The following is a 14,778-nucleotide window of genomic DNA, read 5'->3' as shown; positions in this document are numbered from 1 at the left end:
CCATGCTCACGATCCTCGTCGCCAACATCAAGGGCGGCTGCGGCAAGACGACCGTCGCCACCCATCTCGCCGCCGCGTCCGCCGCAGCGGGCCTGCCCACCGTGCTGGCCGACGTGGACCGTCAGCACTCCTCGCTCGGCTGGCTGGAGCGCCGGCCGGGACAGGCGCCGGCGCTGGTCGGGCTCGACTGGGCCAAGGACTTCTCCGATGCGCCGCGCGGCACCAAGCGGCTGGTGATCGACGCGCCCGCCGCGCTGAAGACCAAGCAGATCGAGGATCTGGTGAAGATGGCCGACATTGTCGTGCTGCCGGTTCTGCCCGGCGCGTTCGACGAGCAGGCGACGCAACGCTTCCTCACCAAGCTCGACGAACTGAAACGCATCGCGAAGAAGAAGACCACGGTGGCGGTGGTCGGCAACCGCATGCGCGCCCGCACCAGGGCTGCCGACCGGCTGGACCGCTTTCTCGGCGGTATCGGCCATCAGGTGGTGACCCGCCTGCGTGACAGCCAGATTTACGCCGACGCGGCCGAAAGCGGCCTCAGCCTGTTCGACATGCCGGGCAAGCGCGCCGCCGAGCATCGCGGCGACTGGCAGCCGCTGCTGAGCTACATCGACGGGGTTTGATGGCGGGGGGGCTGCAGTGCGGCCTCCCCTACACCCGCACCACCACGAACAGCCATTTGGTCGGGATCAGCGTGTTGCCGCTGGAATGCTCCGGATAGGCGGCCTCCAGACGGCGGCGGTAGGCGGCGAGGAAGCGGTCGAGTTCGGGGCCGGTCAGCCGATCCATCACCGGCGCCAGTGCCGCCTGATGCAGCCATTGCACAAGCGGTACGTCGCCGTCGAGGACGTGGAAATACTCGGTCTCCCACAGCTCGATGGAGGCTCCTTCCCGGCCGAGCCAGTCGTAATAGTCCTGGACATCGTAACCCCTGCCCTCGGTCAGCGGAGCCGCGGGCCAGGCGCCATGCAACCGGTCCGCCCAGGGGCCGTCGGCGGCGGTTTCCAGAAGCAGGCTGTGGGTGGTCTGGTTCTGCGGGCGGGGCAGGGCGACGGCCAGCACGCCGCCGGGGCCGAGCGATTGCAACAATTCCGGAAACAGCCGGTCATGCCCGGCCACATGCTGAAGCCCGCCGGCCGAGATGACGAGATCCGTCGGCCAGTGCGGGCGCCAGACCGCCAGGTCGGCGTGGAGATAGCGCACGGGCGACGGCGTGTCGCCGGCCCAGCGCAGCATCGCCCGCGACTGGTCGACCGCCAGCACGTCGGCCTGGGGCCAGCGCGCGGCCAGCAGCCGGGACAGTTGCCCGGCACCGCAGCCGAGATCGACGACCGAGCGCGGTGAGAGAGAGGAGGGAAGCGCCGCCGTCAGATCGATGACGGGACGGCGGCGCAGGACATCGAGCGTCGCGAAGGCGTCAGGGTCCCATGCCATGCTGTGTGTCATGTGGCACCCGCTTTGTTGGGCTCATGCCCTCAAGCCTTCGCGTCGACCGTCGGGACTCCGCAGATGGAAGCCCCTTCAGGTCAGTGGGCGGAGCCCATACGGTCGAAATAACGGCCGATCGACGCGAAGATGAAAAGCACGCAGCCGAGGAAGACGATCAGGCCACCGATGGCGAACGCATCGTCCGCCGCGCGCGAAGAGGCGAGCAGACCGACGAACGCCATGATGCCGGCGAGGATGGAATTGACCCAGTAAGAGAAGGCTTTCACGTCCCGAAGTCCTTTCAGAACAAGGCGTTGTCAGAGGGAAAGCGCCCGCCTCCCGCCCCGCCGGGCTTCCCGCGAACGCTTCGTCATTGAAGGGATTCTGCGGGACGGACCCCGCGGAATCAATGCGACACAAACGACTTGTGCCCTGCACCATCTACCGGATCGGTTTCCGTGTTGCCTTGCGGTATGTCAAGCGCGAAGACCGTTCCGGCCGCATCGCTGCGCACCAGCCGCAGTTCCCCGCCATGGGCGCGCAGCACCTCCCGCGCGATGGCGAGGCCGAGGCCGATACCGCCGGCCCGGGCGGAACCGGCGAAGGGCTGGAACAGGTTCTCCCGCGCCCGCGGGGCAAGGCCCGGCCCGTCGTCGGCGACCGTCAGGGTCAGCAGGCCCGCGGGCCCCGTCCGGGCGGCGATCCGCACCCGGCCGGCGCCGGCCTGCACCGCGTTGCGGCCGAGATTGACGAGCGCGCGGCCAAGCTGTCCCGCATCCACCGGCGCCAGCGTGCCGGCGGGGATGTCGTTGATCCATTCCGCTTCGACCCGTCCGCCGTCGGGGTGGACGGTGGCGAGCACCTCCGCGCCGGCCTCCTCCGCCACATGCTGCAGGTCGGCCGGCTCAGGCGACAGCGGCAGGACGCCGTCGCGGGTGAAGGACAGCGTCTGGCCGCACAGCTCCACCGCCCGGTCGAGCGAGGCGAGCAGCCGCGGCGTCACCCGCCGCACCTCCGGATCCGCGCTCTCCGTCAGCCGTTCGGACAGGAGGGAGGCGGTGGACAGGATGCCGCGCAAATCGTGGTTGATCTTCGCCACCGCGGTGCCCAGCGTGGCCAGCCGTTCGCGCTGGCGCAGGGCGGCGCGCACCGTGCCCTGCATGGCGGCGAGCTCGCGTTCCGCCACCCCGATCTCGTCGCGGCGGCGGCCCGGCACCAGCGGCGGGGCGCCGTCGGGGTCGCGGCGGAAGGCGACGACCTCGGCGGTCAGCCGCCGCATCGGCCGCACCAGCAGGGCATGGAGCGTGAAATAGACCAGGATCGCCGCGATCAGCGAGATGGCGACCGACACCGCCAGGATGCGGCGGGAGAACTCCACCATCGCATCGATCAGCGGCCGCTCGTCCATCGTCACCTCGACACGCTGGGCGGGGTCGTTGGGCGAGCGGTCGATCACCCGGATCACCCGGTTGCCCGGCGAGCCGAAGGCGCCTTCGAAGGCAAGACGCAGGGCGTGGCCGGCATCGACGATCTGCATGCCCATGCCGGTGTTGCGCAGGTCGTACACGGCATCGACCTGCGGCGGCATCGGGCGCGACAGCATGTAGACCCGCGCGCCCGGCTGGATCAGGTCGATGACATGGGTGCCGGTGTAGGCCAGCAGCTTGGCCTGCAACTCCTTCGTCACCATCAGGTCCGGGGCGGCCTCCACCGACAATGCCGCGATGTGGGCGGCGGCCAGCCGCTCCTCCAGGTAGCTCATGCGGAAGCGGGCGATGGAGGGGGTGTAGATCAGCACCTCCGCCAGCAGCACGAACAGGATGGTGAGCAGCAGCAGCTTGGCCGACAGGCTGGACGCGACGCTGGAACGGGGCATGGTGGCTCGCCTTATGCCGGTTTGCGAATGCCGGTTTGCTTGTGCCGGTTTGTCCCTGCGCGGTTGAGCGGGGCTTCCGCGGGATGGCCGTTCTCTAGTACACCAGGATGCCGTCCGCGGTGTGGATATCGCAGGGCGATGGAACGGTGGGACCCGACGATGCAGGCGTTCTTGAAGTACGAGGCGGTGGTCGCCATCGACCGCAACGCGGCCTTGACCGCGGTCGCCGATGCGCTGGCGGCGGCCGGCGGCTGGATCGTCGATCACACGCTGTTCTCGGATGCCATGGCGACCGTCCGCTTCGAGCTGCCGGGCGACCGGGTCGCCGCCTTCGAGCGCTCGCTCGCCGCCGCCGGATTGGCGGTCGAGCCGGCGTCCGTGGAGAGCGCGACAGCGGAGCTGAAGGGGATGATCACCCTGATCTTCTCCCGCGGGACCGGCGATCTGCGCCGCGATGTCCCGGCTTTTTCCTGATTGGCTGCTGCCGGAGTCCGGCCGAGGGGCCGCGGGCCAACTTTGTCCACTGGCGTTACCGCTTTGGCGTTGGTAAGACAGGCGCCATGAGCGACCTTGCCCGTCACATCGACTCCCTGTCGCGCGCCAACGTGCTGTGCCTTGGCGACGTGATGCTCGACCGTTTCGTCTATGGTTCGGTGGACCGGGTTTCGCCGGAGGCGCCGATCCCTGTCCTGCGCGTGGACCGCGATGTGCCCAAGCTGGGTGGCGCCGGCAATGTCGCCGCCAACCTCGTGGCGCTGGAGGCGGCCTGCCGCTTCGTCTCGGTGGTCGGGCGCGACGGCATCGGCACCGACCTGCTGGCCCTGCTGCGGCGCGAGGGCGTCAGCGACGGCGCAATCGTCATCGAGGACGGACGCCAGACCACGGTGAAGACCCGCTTCATCGCCGGCCAGCAGCAGCTTCTCCGCACGGACATCGAGACGGTGGTGCCGATCACCGTCGCCGACCGCGTTCTGGAGCGGGTGCGCGAGCTGTTGCCCGACGTGGGAGGCGTCATCCTGTCCGACTACGGCAAGGGCGTGCTGACCGACGATCTGGTGACGGCGGTGATCGCCGCCGCGCGGGACGCCGGGCGCACGGTGGTGGTCGACCCCAAGGGGCGCGACTACCGCCGCTATCGCGGCGCCGACATCGTGACACCCAACCGCAAGGAGCTGATGGAGGCCACCGGCCTGCCGGCGCGGACGGACGAGGAGGTGATCGCCGCCGCCCGCCACCTGATCGCCACCTGCGGCATCGGCGCCGTCGTCGCCACCCGCAGCGAACAGGGCATGTCGGTGGTCACGGCCGGGGACGCGGTGCATCTGCCGGCCGAGGCGCGCGAGGTGTTCGACGTCTCGGGTGCCGGCGACACCGTGGTGGCGACGCTGACCGCCGCGCTGTCGGTGGGGATCGATCTGGTGGACTCGGCGCGGCTGGCCAATCTGGCGGCCGGCATCGTGGTCGGCAAGGTCGGCACCGCGGTGGTGCGCTCGGCCGAGCTGCTGGCCGGCCTGCACGAGCAGGAATGGCGTCAGGGAGAGGAGAAGGTGGCGACCCGCGACACCGCGGCCGAACGGGCGGAGCGCTGGCGGCTGCGCGGCAAGCGCGTGGGCTTCACCAACGGCTGCTTCGACCTGCTGCACCCCGGCCATATCGCGCTGCTGAAACAGGCGCGGGCGGCCTGCGACGTTCTGGTGGTCGGGCTGAACAGCGACGACTCGGTGAAGCGGCTGAAGGGCGAAAGCCGGCCGGTGCAGAACGAGACGGCCCGCGCCACGGTGCTGGCCTCGCTGGGCTGCGTCGATCTGGTGGTGATCTTCGGCGAGGACACGCCGGAAACCCTGATCCGCACCCTGCGCCCGGACGTGCTGGTCAAGGGGGCCGATTACACCATCGCGACCGTGGTGGGGGCGGATTTCGTCCAGAGCTATGGCGGAAAAGTGGTGCTGGCCGATCTGGTCCAGGGCCAGAGCACGACCAACACCATCAAGCGCATGAAGGGCTGAGACAATCGGGGCGGGCGTCACGGTCCGACGCCGATTGTCACTTGTAAGCGGCCGCCGCGCACCCTACCTGTGAGCGGTCGACGTTGCTCTGGGCTTTGCTATTCCGATCCGTCACACGGATCTGGGTCTCTTTCCCGAAGTGAATTGATGCACCTGCGCACCCTCGCGCAGGGCAACGCCAGGAAGGGAACTGACCCATGGCTATCGGAACCGTCAAGTTTTTCAATTCGACCAAGGGCTTTGGCTTCATTCAGCCGGAAGACGGCACGGCCGACGTGTTCGTCCACATCTCCGCGGTCGAGCGCGCCGGGATCGCCAACCTCGGTGAAGGCCAGAAGCTGTCCTTCGATGCTATTCGCGATCCGCGCCGCGGCAAGGTTGCGGCCGAGAACCTGCGCGCGCTCTGAGCGCAACGGGTTTGAAGAGGAAGGGCGGCTCAGGCCGCCCTTTTTCGTACCGGAAATCGGGCCGGAAATCGGGCCGGAAATCGGGCCGGAAATCGGGAGCGCCGCAGCCGGGATCGCTTATCCCTGGCGCCGCTTCGCCGCCTTCGGTGGCCCTGCCCGATACGGGACTTGCTTGATGGCCTGCCTGCGGGCGCGGCCAAATCACGACCGAAATCACGAGATGGATGGATATGAACGGCTTTAAGAATGCAGGGCTTTCGGAGCGTCTGAGTGCTGCCGCCGGCGCGAAAAAGGCTCTGCTGGAAAAGTTCAAGGCGCAACCCGGTGTGAACGATCCGGTCTTCGCCGAGCGCGAAGAGGCGCGGCGGGCCATCCGCGTCGCCCGTGAGGCCCGCGAGGCCGAACGCAATGCGGCGCGCGAAGCCCGCAAGGCTGCCGAACAGGAAGTGTTGCAGGCCGAACAGGCCGAACTTGCCGCCCGCGAGGCGCTGGCGGTTCAGGAACTGGCCGAGCAGGCCAAGCGTCAGGTGGCGATGGCAGCGGAGGCGAAAGCCGCCCGTGACGCCCGCTATGCCGCCCGCAAGGCCAGGAGCCGCTGAATCGGATCGCGGAAAGTCGGAAATCGGACTGAACCGCGAATCCGACCGTTGAACAAAGCGGTCGTTGAACAAAGCCATGGCTTCCATGCGGTTCGGATCGAACGCATGGGGGCCATGGCTTTTTCATTGTCGGCTCCGGGTGGATCGGTTGCCGGAGCCGTGCCGGCTACCGACTCACATCTTCTTCTGGACGTTGTCGGCGCCCCGCTCGATGGCGCGGCCGCCGGCCTGCACGTCCTGGCCGGCGCCTTCCATGGTGTTGCAGGCGGCGAGCGTGGTGCCCAGCAGCGTGCCCAGCACGGCGAGCAGGGCGAACTTCTTGACGGTGGTCATGGCGGTCTCCGTTGCGGTGGCTGTGTGATGTCCACTGGAACGCAAGCGGAGCCGTAAAGGTTTCCCGATCCGTTGGGGGAGGGGGCTTGCGCAAAAGGGGTGCCCTTCGCTTGGGCATCGTCCGCAGCCCCAGAGACGAAGTGTCCCGTTGCCACCGGGCGTAAGCGCGGGCATAAATCGCCCCGCGGAAGATCCCGCGCGCCCTCCCCGCTGGATGGGACGGCTTTTGGCAACGAGCAAGAATGGCGAAAGGAAAGCCTCTCATGGCTGAAAGCACTTTTGACGTCGTTGTGATCGGCGGCGGCCCCGGCGGGTATGTCTGCGCGATCCGCGCGGCGCAGCTCGGCTTCAAGGTCGCCTGCGTCGAGAAGCGGGGGACGCTGGGCGGCACCTGCCTGAATGTCGGCTGCATCCCGTCCAAGGCTCTGCTGGCGGCGTCGGAGAAGTTCGAGGAAGCGGCCCACGGCCTCGCCAAGTTCGGCATCAAGGTCGGCGGCGTCGAGCTGGACCTGCCGGGCATGCTGGCCCACAAGGACAAGGTCGTTAAGGACAACGTCGGCGGCATCGAGTTCCTGTTCAAGAAGAACAAGGTCGCCTGGCTGAAGGGTGCGGGCAAGATCACCGCCCCGAACACCGTCGAGGTCGATGGCGTCGGCACAATCACCGCGTCGAAGGCGATCGTCATCGCCACCGGTTCGGACGTGACCCCGCTGCCGGGCATCGCCATCGACGAGAAGCGCGTGGTGTCCTCCACCGGCGCCCTGTCGCTGCCGGAGGTGCCGAAGCATCTGGTCGTCATCGGCGGCGGCGTGATCGGGCTGGAGCTGGGCTCCGTCTGGGGCCGGCTGGGCGCCAAGGTGACGGTGGTCGAGTATCTCGACCGCGTCTTGCCGACCATGGACAACGAGCTGTCGAAGCAGGCCCAGCGCATCTTCGCCAAGCAGGGCATGGACTTCAAGCTGAGCACCAAGGTGACCGGCGCGTCGATGACCGAGACCGGCGTGGCCCTGACGGTCGAGCCCGCCGCCGGCGGCGAGGCGCAGACCATCGAGGCCGACACCGTGCTGGTCGCCATCGGCCGCCGTCCCTACACCGAGGGCCTCGGCCTGGAGGCGGTGGGTGTCGAGCTGGAGCGCGGGCGCGTCAAGATCGACCACCATTTCCAGACCAACGTGCCGGGCATCTACGCCATCGGCGACGTGGTGGAAGGCCCGATGCTGGCCCACAAGGCCGAGGAAGAGGGCGTGGCGCTGGCCGAGCAGCTGGCCGGCCAGAAGAGCCACGTCAACCACGACCTCGTCCCCGGCGTCGTCTACACCTGGCCGGAAGTCGCCGCCGTCGGCAAGACCGAGGAGCAGCTGAAGGCCGCGGGCGTCGCCTACAAGACCGGCAAGTTCCCGTTCACCGCCAACGGCCGCGCGCGTGCCGGTGGCAACACCGACGGCTTCGTGAAGATCCTGTCGGATGCCTCCACCGATCAGGTGCTGGGCGTCCACATGATCGGCCCGAACGTGTCGGAGATGATCGGCGAGCTGGTCCTGGCCATGGAGTTCAGCGCGTCCGCCGAAGACGTCGCCCGCACCTGCCACGCCCATCCGACTCTGTCGGAGGCGGTCAAGGAAGCGGCCCTGGCGGTGGACGGGCGTCCGCTGCACATCTGATTGGGCTGTCCGCCCGGAATGCAGGTGCCGAGCGCCCTCTCCCGCATGCGCGGGAGGGGGCGTTTCTTTATCTGATGTTACCTTTAAGTATTAGAATGGTATCTCCTCATCAATTTTATCTCTTATTGGATTCTCCTCGGTCGCGCCTCTTGAAGGAGTCTCGTTATTCTGTCGTATTGGTGGAGGAAGTGCTTTAGTTTGAGAGCTAAGCCTCAGTGCTGCATGAGTCTCTGTTTCAATATCTTTTCCAATTATTTTGAGTATATTCGTGATTGCTGTTCCCCCATCGGCAAAAATTGTTGTCATTGCCCCTACAGTCTGGGCCAATGTCACTAAAATTATAAATCCAACGGCATAGCTGAAGCGGGGCTTATTTAACTCTTCTTCAAAGTCAGATAGGGAAGTTAACAGGGATTTTTTCTTTTCATCCGAAAAATCGGAATCTTCGATTGATGATCGGAGTCGATCGATGTAGTGCTTTATCTTGAATTTCGCGTTATCCGTGAGCAGTACAGATTTTTCTTTTGCACGACCTCGATTTTTGAACCTTATCCTGGCTGTCTCTTTCTTGACAGCTATAGAAAATCTTTGAAAAGTATCATATCCATGATGATCCGGCTCGGCTGCTATAATGGAAGATAGACCACATACATTTGCGAGCCCTATCATGGTTGATACATAGTTAGTTCTAACTAGTTCATCAAAGTCCTGACTTGAATTTTGGTCAATCAACAGCGCCATTTTGTTTAGGCATATTCTATCTGCTTCGGCAAAAGCTTCCTCTGCATCTAGCGGAAGTGATTCATAATCCTCCGGAGACATAAGCTCATATCTGTCGACCATTTTATTATCCTCTCAAATTGGATCTGATATGATCTCAGCGTATCCGCGCCTTACATGCGGAGATTCGAAGGAATCACTACTACATTACTGTCCCGCCAGCAGCGCGCGGGTCGCCGCATTGCGTGCCGGGGTCAGGTCACGCAGCACCTCCGAGTCACGGACGAAGATGTCGATGTCGTAGCTGACGCGCTGGTCATACTGCGCGGCCAGCGCCGTGCCGCCGCCGAAGCTCCAGCGCGGTTTGTCCGGGAGCGACCGAAGCAGACGGAGGGCGTCCGCGAGCAATGCAGGCCAGCGTGAGGGCGGCCATTTCTTCGATCCAGGGGTGGTTTCGTCCATCGGTCATGCCCCATATGCGCGCGGCCCGGTCCAGCTGGTCGAAATCCACCACCCCGGCCAGCACCAGATCGTGCAGCGCTTCGATGGACACCTCGTCGAACAGGGCTTCGATGTGCGGGCGCCAGCGGGGATCGGGGCGGTCGGCGCCGAGGCAGTCGAGCAGCGTCGCCTCATCCATGGCAACCGGGCGGGGGGCGTTGATCGTGCCCAGCACGAGGGCGATGGCCCGCATCGCCCGCTCCGACAGCGTCAGATCCGACATTTCCGCCTCCGGTTTCCGGCATCCAGTGTGGGGAGACGGGGGAGGAGCGTCAACATCCGGAGAAGCCGTGGACGGCAAAGGGCTCCCCCGCCGGCCGGCAGGGGAGCCCTTCTGCGGTTCAGCCCGGTCAGGCGGCGCGGATGGTCGACAGGAAGCCGTTCACCACGCTGCGCAGGCGCCCGGCGTCGCCGGCGAGCTGGCCGGAGACCGACAGGACGTTCTCGGCGGAATGGCCGGCCTCGACGGCGGCGCTGCGGACGTCGGCGATGGTCCTGGTCACCTCCTGGGTGCCGCTGGCGGCCTGCTGGACGTTGCGGGCGATCTCGGCGGTGGCGGAGCCCTGTTCCTCCACCGCGGCGGCGATGGCGGTGGAGATCTCGTCGATCTGGGCGATGATGCCGCCGATCCCCTTGATGGCGCTGGCGGTCTCGTCGGTGACGCGCTGCATGCCGCTGACATGGCCGGCGATGTCCTCCGTCGCGCGGGCGGTCTGGCTGGCGAGGCTCTTCACCTCCTGCGCCACCACGGCGAAGCCCTTGCCGGCCTCGCCCGCGCGGGCGGCCTCGATGGTGGCGTTCAGCGCCAGCAGGTTGGTCTGGCTGGCGATGTCCTGGATCAGCTGCACCACCGTGCCGATCTTCTCCGCCGCCTCGGTCAGGCTCAACACCTGCCCGTTGGCCTGCTGGGCCGCCTCCACCGCCTCGCGGGCGATCTGGGCGGAGCGGTTGACGCGTTCGCCGATCTCCTGGATCGAGGCCGACAGTTCTTCGGTGGCGCTGGCGACCGTCTGGACGTTGCTGCTGGCATCCTGGGAGGCGTTGGCGACCACGCCGGCCTGCTGGCTGGTCTGGGTCGCGGTGGCGGTCATGGTCTGGGCGGTGCCGTTCATCGACCGGGCCGCCCGGTCGACGCCGTCCACCACATTCATCACCTGGGCTTCCAGGGTGTCGGCCAGTTGCAGCATGGCGGCACGGCGTTCGGCGTCGGCCTTGGCCTGATCCTCCGCCCGCTGGTCGATCATCCGCTTCAGGTCGGCCAGCATCTTGCGCAGGGCGTCGGCCAGGGCGCCGACCTCGTCGGACTGGCGGATGTCGAGCGTCTGGTCGAAGCGGCCGGCGGCGATGCCCTCGGCGAAGGCGACGCTGGCGCGGATCGGCCGGGCGACGCCGCCGGCGACAATCCACATCACCGCGACGGCGCCAAGCGCGACCAGGGCGCCGACGGCGACCTGCCACAGGATGTTGGAGTTGGCGCGCTCGCCGAGCGCGGAGGACAGCGCCATGCCGTCGGCCAGCACGATGTCCTTCGGCACCTGGACCAGCACCGCCCACGGCTTCTCGGTGTTGCCCAAGGTGATGGGGGCGAAGCTGCGCAGCATGTTGGTGGAAGCTTCGACGTCGACATGGGCCTTGCCGGACTGGACATTCGCCAGATCGGCCTGCCAGGAGGTGTCGAAGGTGGAGATCGGCTGCCCGATCAGGTCGGGCCGCGCGCTGTGGGCGACGATCAGGCCCATGTTGCTGATGATGACCACCTGGCTGCGGCCGTTGAACACGGCGGCGCTGACCTTGGTCGACAGTTGCTGGACGAAATCGAGGTTGAAGTCGGCGCCGGCCACGCCGCGGAACTTGCCGTTGATGACGATCGGCACAGACAGGGTCGCCAGGAAGACCTGCTTGCCCTGCACGATGTAGGGCAGCGGATCGAGAACGCTTTCGCGCCCATGCTCCTGCGGGCCGATGTACCAGCCGCCCTTCATGACGCCGTTGGGATGGCGCTCGCGGCTGTCATACTCGACCAGGGGCTGCATGGCGACGTGGCCCTTCTGGTCGCGGTTCCAATAGGGAATGAAGCGGCCGGTGGCGTCGGTTCCGGTATCGCGGCGGTTGCGGAACTCCTCGTCCCGGCCATCGAGAGCGTTGGGCTCCCATGCCGAATAGGTGCCGTTGAACAGCGGGTTCTGCTTGAGGACCGACAGAAGCACGCCGTTGAAGGCGTCGCGCCGCCGCTCCCGCTCGACATGTCCGGGCGCCGCGTCGTCGGCGAGGCTGGCGAAACTGCCGGCCATGGTGCGGGCGGCGTTCAGCGCGGTGTCGAACTCCGACCGCAGCAGGCCAGCTTGGGTGGCGGCGAGATTCTGCAGGGATTCGGTCGTCTTGCTTTCGAGGATCCGCTCGACATTCCCGGTTACGAACTCGTTGCTCGAACGTGTCGACAGGATGCCGAAGCCGACGAGCACGGCGACGGTGCCCGCCAGACACATGCCCGACAGCATGGCTATCTTCGTTTGGATAGATTTTGTTTGCATAGGAGTCCCCCCAGTCTTTCGCTGCGCGACTGGATATGACTCTCGATTTTTGAAGTTAATGAAAGTTTAACAAGAAATGAGGGATACGCCCACCCCTACAATGCTTAAGTATTAGTTCGGTGATGAGCGGCAATTTTGTTTTGTGTGATCTGCGAACTATTGAAAGCATCTGCAATCGAAATACAGTAACCCTGCAGAGGTTCTTTGTTGCGCCCTTGGATCGCTCCCCCGGAAGGGAGCGGACTGCGGCTGGAGTGGGTGCGAACTGAATACCTCAGTATGCACAAGGGGTTGGGGAGCAGGAGAGGGCTCAGCCCTTCCGCGCCCGGGGATGGGCGTTGCGGTATACGTTCATCAGCTGCTCGTTCTCCACGTCCGTATAACGCTGGGTTGTGGAGAGCGAGGCGTGGCCGAGCAGGTCCTGGATGGCGCGCAGGTCGCCGCCATCCGCCAAAAGGTGGGTCGCGAAACTATGCCGCAGGGCGTGCGGGGTGGCGCTGTCCGGCATGCCCATCAGAGCGCGCAGCTTCTGCATCTGGTGCTGGGCAACGCTGGCGTTCAGCCGGCCGCCGCGGGTGCCGACGAACAGCGGACCGTCGGGCGCCAGCGTGAAGGGGCAGGACTCGATATAGGCGCGCACCGCCTCGGTCACGGCCGGCAGGACGGGGATCATGCGGTCCTTGCGGCCCTTGCCGGTCACGCGCAGCGTGTCGGTCAGCGGCGCGTCCTTTCGGGCCAGTCCCAGCGCCTCCGAAATGCGCAGACCGCAGCCGTAGAGCAGGGTGAACAGCGCGCGGTCGCGCTTGCCGATCCAGGGCTCCTCGCGGTCGCGCTCGGCCTCCTCCAGCAGGCGGTCGGCGTCGATCTCGGTCAGCGGGCGCGGGGCGGGGCGCTTGACCTTCGGCGTGGCGAGCGTGGCGACGGCGGGATTGTGCAGGCAGCCGCTGCGGTCCAGCCAGCGGAACAGGTTGCGCACCGCCGCCAGCTTGCGGGCGCGGCTGGCCCCGACCAGCCCGTCCATCGCCAGCCGGGACATCCAGGCGCGGAAATCCGCCGCCTTCAGGTCGCCCAGGTCGTTCAGCGAGGGCGGGGTGCCGCCGTGGAATTCGGTGAGGAAGCGCAGGAACTCGGCAACGTCGGCGGTGTAGGCCGACAGGGTGTGAGGGGAGACCGCCTTCTCGCTTTCCATCCAGCGCCGCCAGTGGGCCAGCACGTCCTGGACGTCCGACCTGGCGGAAAACCCCAAAACAGGTTCGCTCACGCCGGCAGCTCCAGCCAGCCGCGGATCACCCGCTCGATCACGCGGGCGAGGAAGCCGACCAGTTCGGTGCCCTGGCCGCTGTGGAAGGTGTCTGGCTCGCGGCTGCCGAAGGCGAGCAGGCCGTCGGGCGTCTCGCTGGAGACCTGGATGCGGATCAGCGCCTCCGACCGGACGAGGCCGGCGCCGGGACCGTAGATCTCGGGATCGCCCTGGATGTCGGTGTTCAGCACCACGTCGGCGCGGCCCAGCCGGTCGGCGATGGCGCCCGGCTCCACCACCCGCACGCCGGAGCGGTGGACATGGGGAATGTCGGTGCCGTTGGATTCGATGACCAGACAGGCGACATCGAGGTCGAGAAGGACCGCGAGGTCGGTGGTGATGGTCTGGATCAGCTGCTCGAAACTCTGGGCGTCGAGCAGGAACAGCACCGCGGCATGGATGCGGTTCTGGCTGTTCAGGTTGGCCCGGCTGGTGCCGATCAGCTCGCGCTGCTGGTCCTTGAGGGTGCGGACCTCGGCGCGCAGCCGGTCGACCATGAAGGCCTGGAGGTCCACCACCCCACGCCCGCGGTCGACCGACGGCGGGGTCAGGTGGTGGACCAGATCGGCGTTCTGGGCCAGGAAGTCCGGGTGGCTCCGCAGATAGGCGCGCACTTCCTCCGAAGAGAGCGTGGTCGTCCGGTGCGGGCTGTGGCCCGGTTCGCGGCCCCTGTCGGCCATGATCGCTCCGGCCCGCCTTACAGGATCGACTGGCCGGTCTTCTTCCAGTCATCGACGAACTGGGAGAGACCCTTGTCGGTCAGCGGGTGGTTGAACAGCTGCTTCAGCACCGACGCCGGGGCGGTCACCACATGGGCGCCCAGGCGGGCAGCCTTGACGATGTGCATCGGGTTGCGGATCGAGGCGACCAGCACCTCGGTCTTGAAGGCGTCGTAGTTGTTATAGATCTCGCAGATGTCCTTGATGATGCCCATGCCGTCCTGGCCGATGTCGTCCAGCCGGCCGACGAAGGGCGACACGAAGCTGGCGCCGGCCTTGGCCGCCAGGATCGCCTGGGCGGGGGAGAAGCACAGCGTGACGTTGACCATCGTCCCTTCGGACGAGATGATCTTGCAGACCTTCAGGCCGGCCGGGGTCAGCGGCACCTTCACCGCGACGCGGTGGGAGATCCTGGCGATCTTGTGGGCCTCGGCGAGCATGGTCTCGAAGTCGGTGGACGCCACCTCGGCGCTGACCGGACCGTTGACGACGTCGCAAATCTCGGCCACGAGGTCGAGGAATTGACGGCCGGACTTGGCGATCAGGGAGGGATTGGTGGTAACACCGTCCAGCAGACCGGTATCGGCCAGATCGCGGATCTCGGCGATGTCGGCGGTGTCGACGAAGAACTTCATGACGAAGGGTCCATGCTTGCTGATGTTGACCGGAACCGGCCGCGCCGGAAAGCTGCCCG

At 66.6% G+C, this 14,778-nt stretch carries 17 protein-coding genes; 6 read left to right on the top strand and 11 right to left on the bottom strand.

What is annotated here, in order from left to right:
- Nucleotides 1–2: 2 nt before the first annotated feature.
- Entirely contained in the window at nt 3–626 is a 624-nt protein-coding gene (locus tag AZOLI_RS11455) for a ParA family protein (RefSeq protein WP_014248805.1), read from the top strand.
- A 28-nt stretch (nt 627–654) separates the two neighbouring features.
- Here AZOLI_RS11455 and AZOLI_RS11450 read toward each other — a convergent pair whose 3' ends face one another.
- The 3 genes from AZOLI_RS11450 to AZOLI_RS11440 all read right to left on the bottom strand — a co-directional run bounded on the left by AZOLI_RS11450 (nt 655) and on the right by AZOLI_RS11440 (nt 3,307).
- Nucleotides 655–1,437: a methyltransferase domain-containing protein gene (locus AZOLI_RS11450; protein WP_014248804.1), complete on the bottom strand. Its 783-nt coding sequence runs from the start codon at nt 1,435–1,437 to the stop codon at nt 655–657.
- 92 nt (nt 1,438–1,529) lie between these two features.
- A complete protein-coding gene (locus AZOLI_RS11445; protein ID WP_014248803.1) occupies nt 1,530–1,718 on the bottom strand; it encodes a hypothetical protein in 189 nt (62 codons plus the stop codon).
- A 119-nt stretch (nt 1,719–1,837) separates the two neighbouring features.
- Complete coding sequence (locus AZOLI_RS11440) at nt 1,838–3,307, bottom strand: sensor histidine kinase (protein ID WP_014248802.1); 1,470 nt, start codon at nt 3,305–3,307, stop codon at nt 1,838–1,840.
- Nucleotides 3,308–3,466: 159 nt separating this feature from the next.
- Here AZOLI_RS11440 and AZOLI_RS11435 point away from each other — a divergent pair, with 159 nt between their 5' ends.
- From AZOLI_RS11435 to AZOLI_RS11420, 4 genes are all read left to right on the top strand, one after another.
- On the top strand, nt 3,467–3,781 hold the full coding sequence (locus AZOLI_RS11435; RefSeq protein ID WP_014248801.1) for a hypothetical protein: 315 nt from the start codon (nt 3,467–3,469) through the stop codon (nt 3,779–3,781).
- 86 nt (nt 3,782–3,867) lie between these two features.
- Nucleotides 3,868–5,313 carry a D-glycero-beta-D-manno-heptose-7-phosphate kinase gene (gene rfaE1 / locus AZOLI_RS11430; protein WP_014248800.1) on the top strand — a complete coding sequence of 482 codons (1,446 nt, stop codon included), beginning with the start codon at nt 3,868–3,870 and terminating at the stop codon, nt 5,311–5,313.
- 197 nt (nt 5,314–5,510) lie between these two features.
- Entirely contained in the window at nt 5,511–5,720 is a 210-nt protein-coding gene (locus AZOLI_RS11425) for a cold-shock protein (RefSeq protein ID WP_014248799.1), read from the top strand.
- 230 nt (nt 5,721–5,950) lie between these two features.
- Nucleotides 5,951–6,319 carry a DUF6481 family protein gene (locus tag AZOLI_RS11420; RefSeq protein WP_014248798.1) on the top strand — a complete coding sequence of 123 codons (369 nt, stop codon included), beginning with the start codon at nt 5,951–5,953 and terminating at the stop codon, nt 6,317–6,319.
- Nucleotides 6,320–6,493: 174 nt separating this feature from the next.
- Here AZOLI_RS11420 and AZOLI_RS11415 read toward each other — a convergent pair whose 3' ends face one another.
- Nucleotides 6,494–6,652: an entericidin A/B family lipoprotein gene (locus tag AZOLI_RS11415; RefSeq protein WP_014248797.1), complete on the bottom strand. Its 159-nt coding sequence runs from the start codon at nt 6,650–6,652 to the stop codon at nt 6,494–6,496.
- A gap of 263 nt (nt 6,653–6,915) precedes the next feature.
- On the opposite strand from AZOLI_RS11415, the gene lpdA reads away from it, so the two are divergent.
- The gene (gene lpdA / locus AZOLI_RS11410) at nt 6,916–8,313 is read left to right on the top strand and encodes a dihydrolipoyl dehydrogenase (RefSeq protein ID WP_014248796.1); all 1,398 of its coding nucleotides are present in this window, start codon (nt 6,916–6,918) and stop codon (nt 8,311–8,313) included.
- 90 nt (nt 8,314–8,403) lie between these two features.
- Here the strand turns inward: lpdA and AZOLI_RS32485 are convergent, their stop codons facing one another.
- The 7 genes from AZOLI_RS32485 to fsa all read right to left on the bottom strand — a co-directional run bounded on the left by AZOLI_RS32485 (nt 8,404) and on the right by fsa (nt 14,719).
- Nucleotides 8,404–9,156 carry a hypothetical protein gene (locus tag AZOLI_RS32485; RefSeq protein WP_014248795.1) on the bottom strand — a complete coding sequence of 251 codons (753 nt, stop codon included), beginning with the start codon at nt 9,154–9,156 and terminating at the stop codon, nt 8,404–8,406.
- A gap of 84 nt (nt 9,157–9,240) precedes the next feature.
- On the bottom strand, nt 9,241–9,441 hold the full coding sequence (locus AZOLI_RS33815) for a nucleotidyl transferase AbiEii/AbiGii toxin family protein (protein ID WP_014248794.1): 201 nt from the start codon (nt 9,439–9,441) through the stop codon (nt 9,241–9,243).
- Entirely contained in the window at nt 9,350–9,757 is a 408-nt protein-coding gene (locus AZOLI_RS33060) for a hypothetical protein (RefSeq protein ID WP_014248793.1), read from the bottom strand. The genes AZOLI_RS33815 and AZOLI_RS33060 overlap by 92 nt, the downstream gene beginning before the upstream one ends.
- A gap of 127 nt (nt 9,758–9,884) precedes the next feature.
- Entirely contained in the window at nt 9,885–12,032 is a 2,148-nt protein-coding gene (locus AZOLI_RS11400; protein WP_014248792.1) for a methyl-accepting chemotaxis protein, read from the bottom strand.
- A 343-nt stretch (nt 12,033–12,375) separates the two neighbouring features.
- The gene (locus tag AZOLI_RS11395) at nt 12,376–13,326 is read right to left on the bottom strand and encodes a tyrosine recombinase XerC (protein ID WP_014248791.1); all 951 of its coding nucleotides are present in this window, start codon (nt 13,324–13,326) and stop codon (nt 12,376–12,378) included.
- Nucleotides 13,323–14,045, bottom strand: a complete 723-nt coding sequence (locus AZOLI_RS11390) for a DUF484 family protein (RefSeq protein WP_014248790.1) — start codon at nt 14,043–14,045, stop codon at nt 13,323–13,325. The genes AZOLI_RS11395 and AZOLI_RS11390 overlap by 4 nt, the downstream gene beginning before the upstream one ends.
- 17 nt (nt 14,046–14,062) lie before the next feature.
- Nucleotides 14,063–14,719, bottom strand: a complete 657-nt coding sequence (fsa, locus tag AZOLI_RS11385) for a fructose-6-phosphate aldolase (protein WP_014248789.1) — start codon at nt 14,717–14,719, stop codon at nt 14,063–14,065.
- Between the last annotated feature and the right edge of the window lie 59 nt (nt 14,720–14,778).

Source organism: Azospirillum lipoferum 4B (assembly GCF_000283655.1).
Taxonomy (GTDB): domain Bacteria; phylum Pseudomonadota; class Alphaproteobacteria; order Azospirillales; family Azospirillaceae; genus Azospirillum; species Azospirillum lipoferum_C.
The sequence above is the reverse complement of the archived record's forward strand: the minus strand, read 5'-3'. Positions and strand labels throughout refer to the sequence as shown.

Bases quoted from the DNA above. Each gene is read 5' to 3' on its own strand.
- fsa (WP_014248789.1), bottom strand. From the start codon at position 14,719: ATGAAGTTCTTCGTCGACACCGCCGACATCGCCGAGATCCGCGATCTG.
- AZOLI_RS33060 (WP_014248793.1), bottom strand. From the start codon at position 9,757: ATGTCGGATCTGACGCTGTCGGAGCGGGCGATGCGGGCCATCGCCCTC.
- AZOLI_RS11400 (WP_014248792.1), bottom strand. From the start codon at position 12,032: ATGCTGTCGGGCATGTGTCTGGCGGGCACCGTCGCCGTGCTCGTCGGC.
- AZOLI_RS11420 (WP_014248798.1), top strand. From the start codon at position 5,951: ATGAACGGCTTTAAGAATGCAGGGCTTTCGGAGCGTCTGAGTGCTGCC.
- AZOLI_RS11450 (WP_014248804.1), bottom strand. From the start codon at position 1,437: ATGGCATGGGACCCTGACGCCTTCGCGACGCTCGATGTCCTGCGCCGC.
- AZOLI_RS11390 (WP_014248790.1), bottom strand. From the start codon at position 14,045: ATGGCCGACAGGGGCCGCGAACCGGGCCACAGCCCGCACCGGACGACC.
- AZOLI_RS11455 (WP_014248805.1), top strand. From the start codon at position 3: ATGCTCACGATCCTCGTCGCCAACATCAAGGGCGGCTGCGGCAAGACG.
- AZOLI_RS11435 (WP_014248801.1), top strand. From the start codon at position 3,467: ATGCAGGCGTTCTTGAAGTACGAGGCGGTGGTCGCCATCGACCGCAAC.
- lpdA (WP_014248796.1), top strand. From the start codon at position 6,916: ATGGCTGAAAGCACTTTTGACGTCGTTGTGATCGGCGGCGGCCCCGGC.
- AZOLI_RS32485 (WP_014248795.1), bottom strand. From the start codon at position 9,156: ATGGTCGACAGATATGAGCTTATGTCTCCGGAGGATTATGAATCACTT.
- AZOLI_RS11415 (WP_014248797.1), bottom strand. From the start codon at position 6,652: ATGACCACCGTCAAGAAGTTCGCCCTGCTCGCCGTGCTGGGCACGCTG.
- AZOLI_RS11440 (WP_014248802.1), bottom strand. From the start codon at position 3,307: ATGCCCCGTTCCAGCGTCGCGTCCAGCCTGTCGGCCAAGCTGCTGCTG.
- AZOLI_RS11425 (WP_014248799.1), top strand. From the start codon at position 5,511: ATGGCTATCGGAACCGTCAAGTTTTTCAATTCGACCAAGGGCTTTGGC.
- rfaE1 (WP_014248800.1), top strand. From the start codon at position 3,868: ATGAGCGACCTTGCCCGTCACATCGACTCCCTGTCGCGCGCCAACGTG.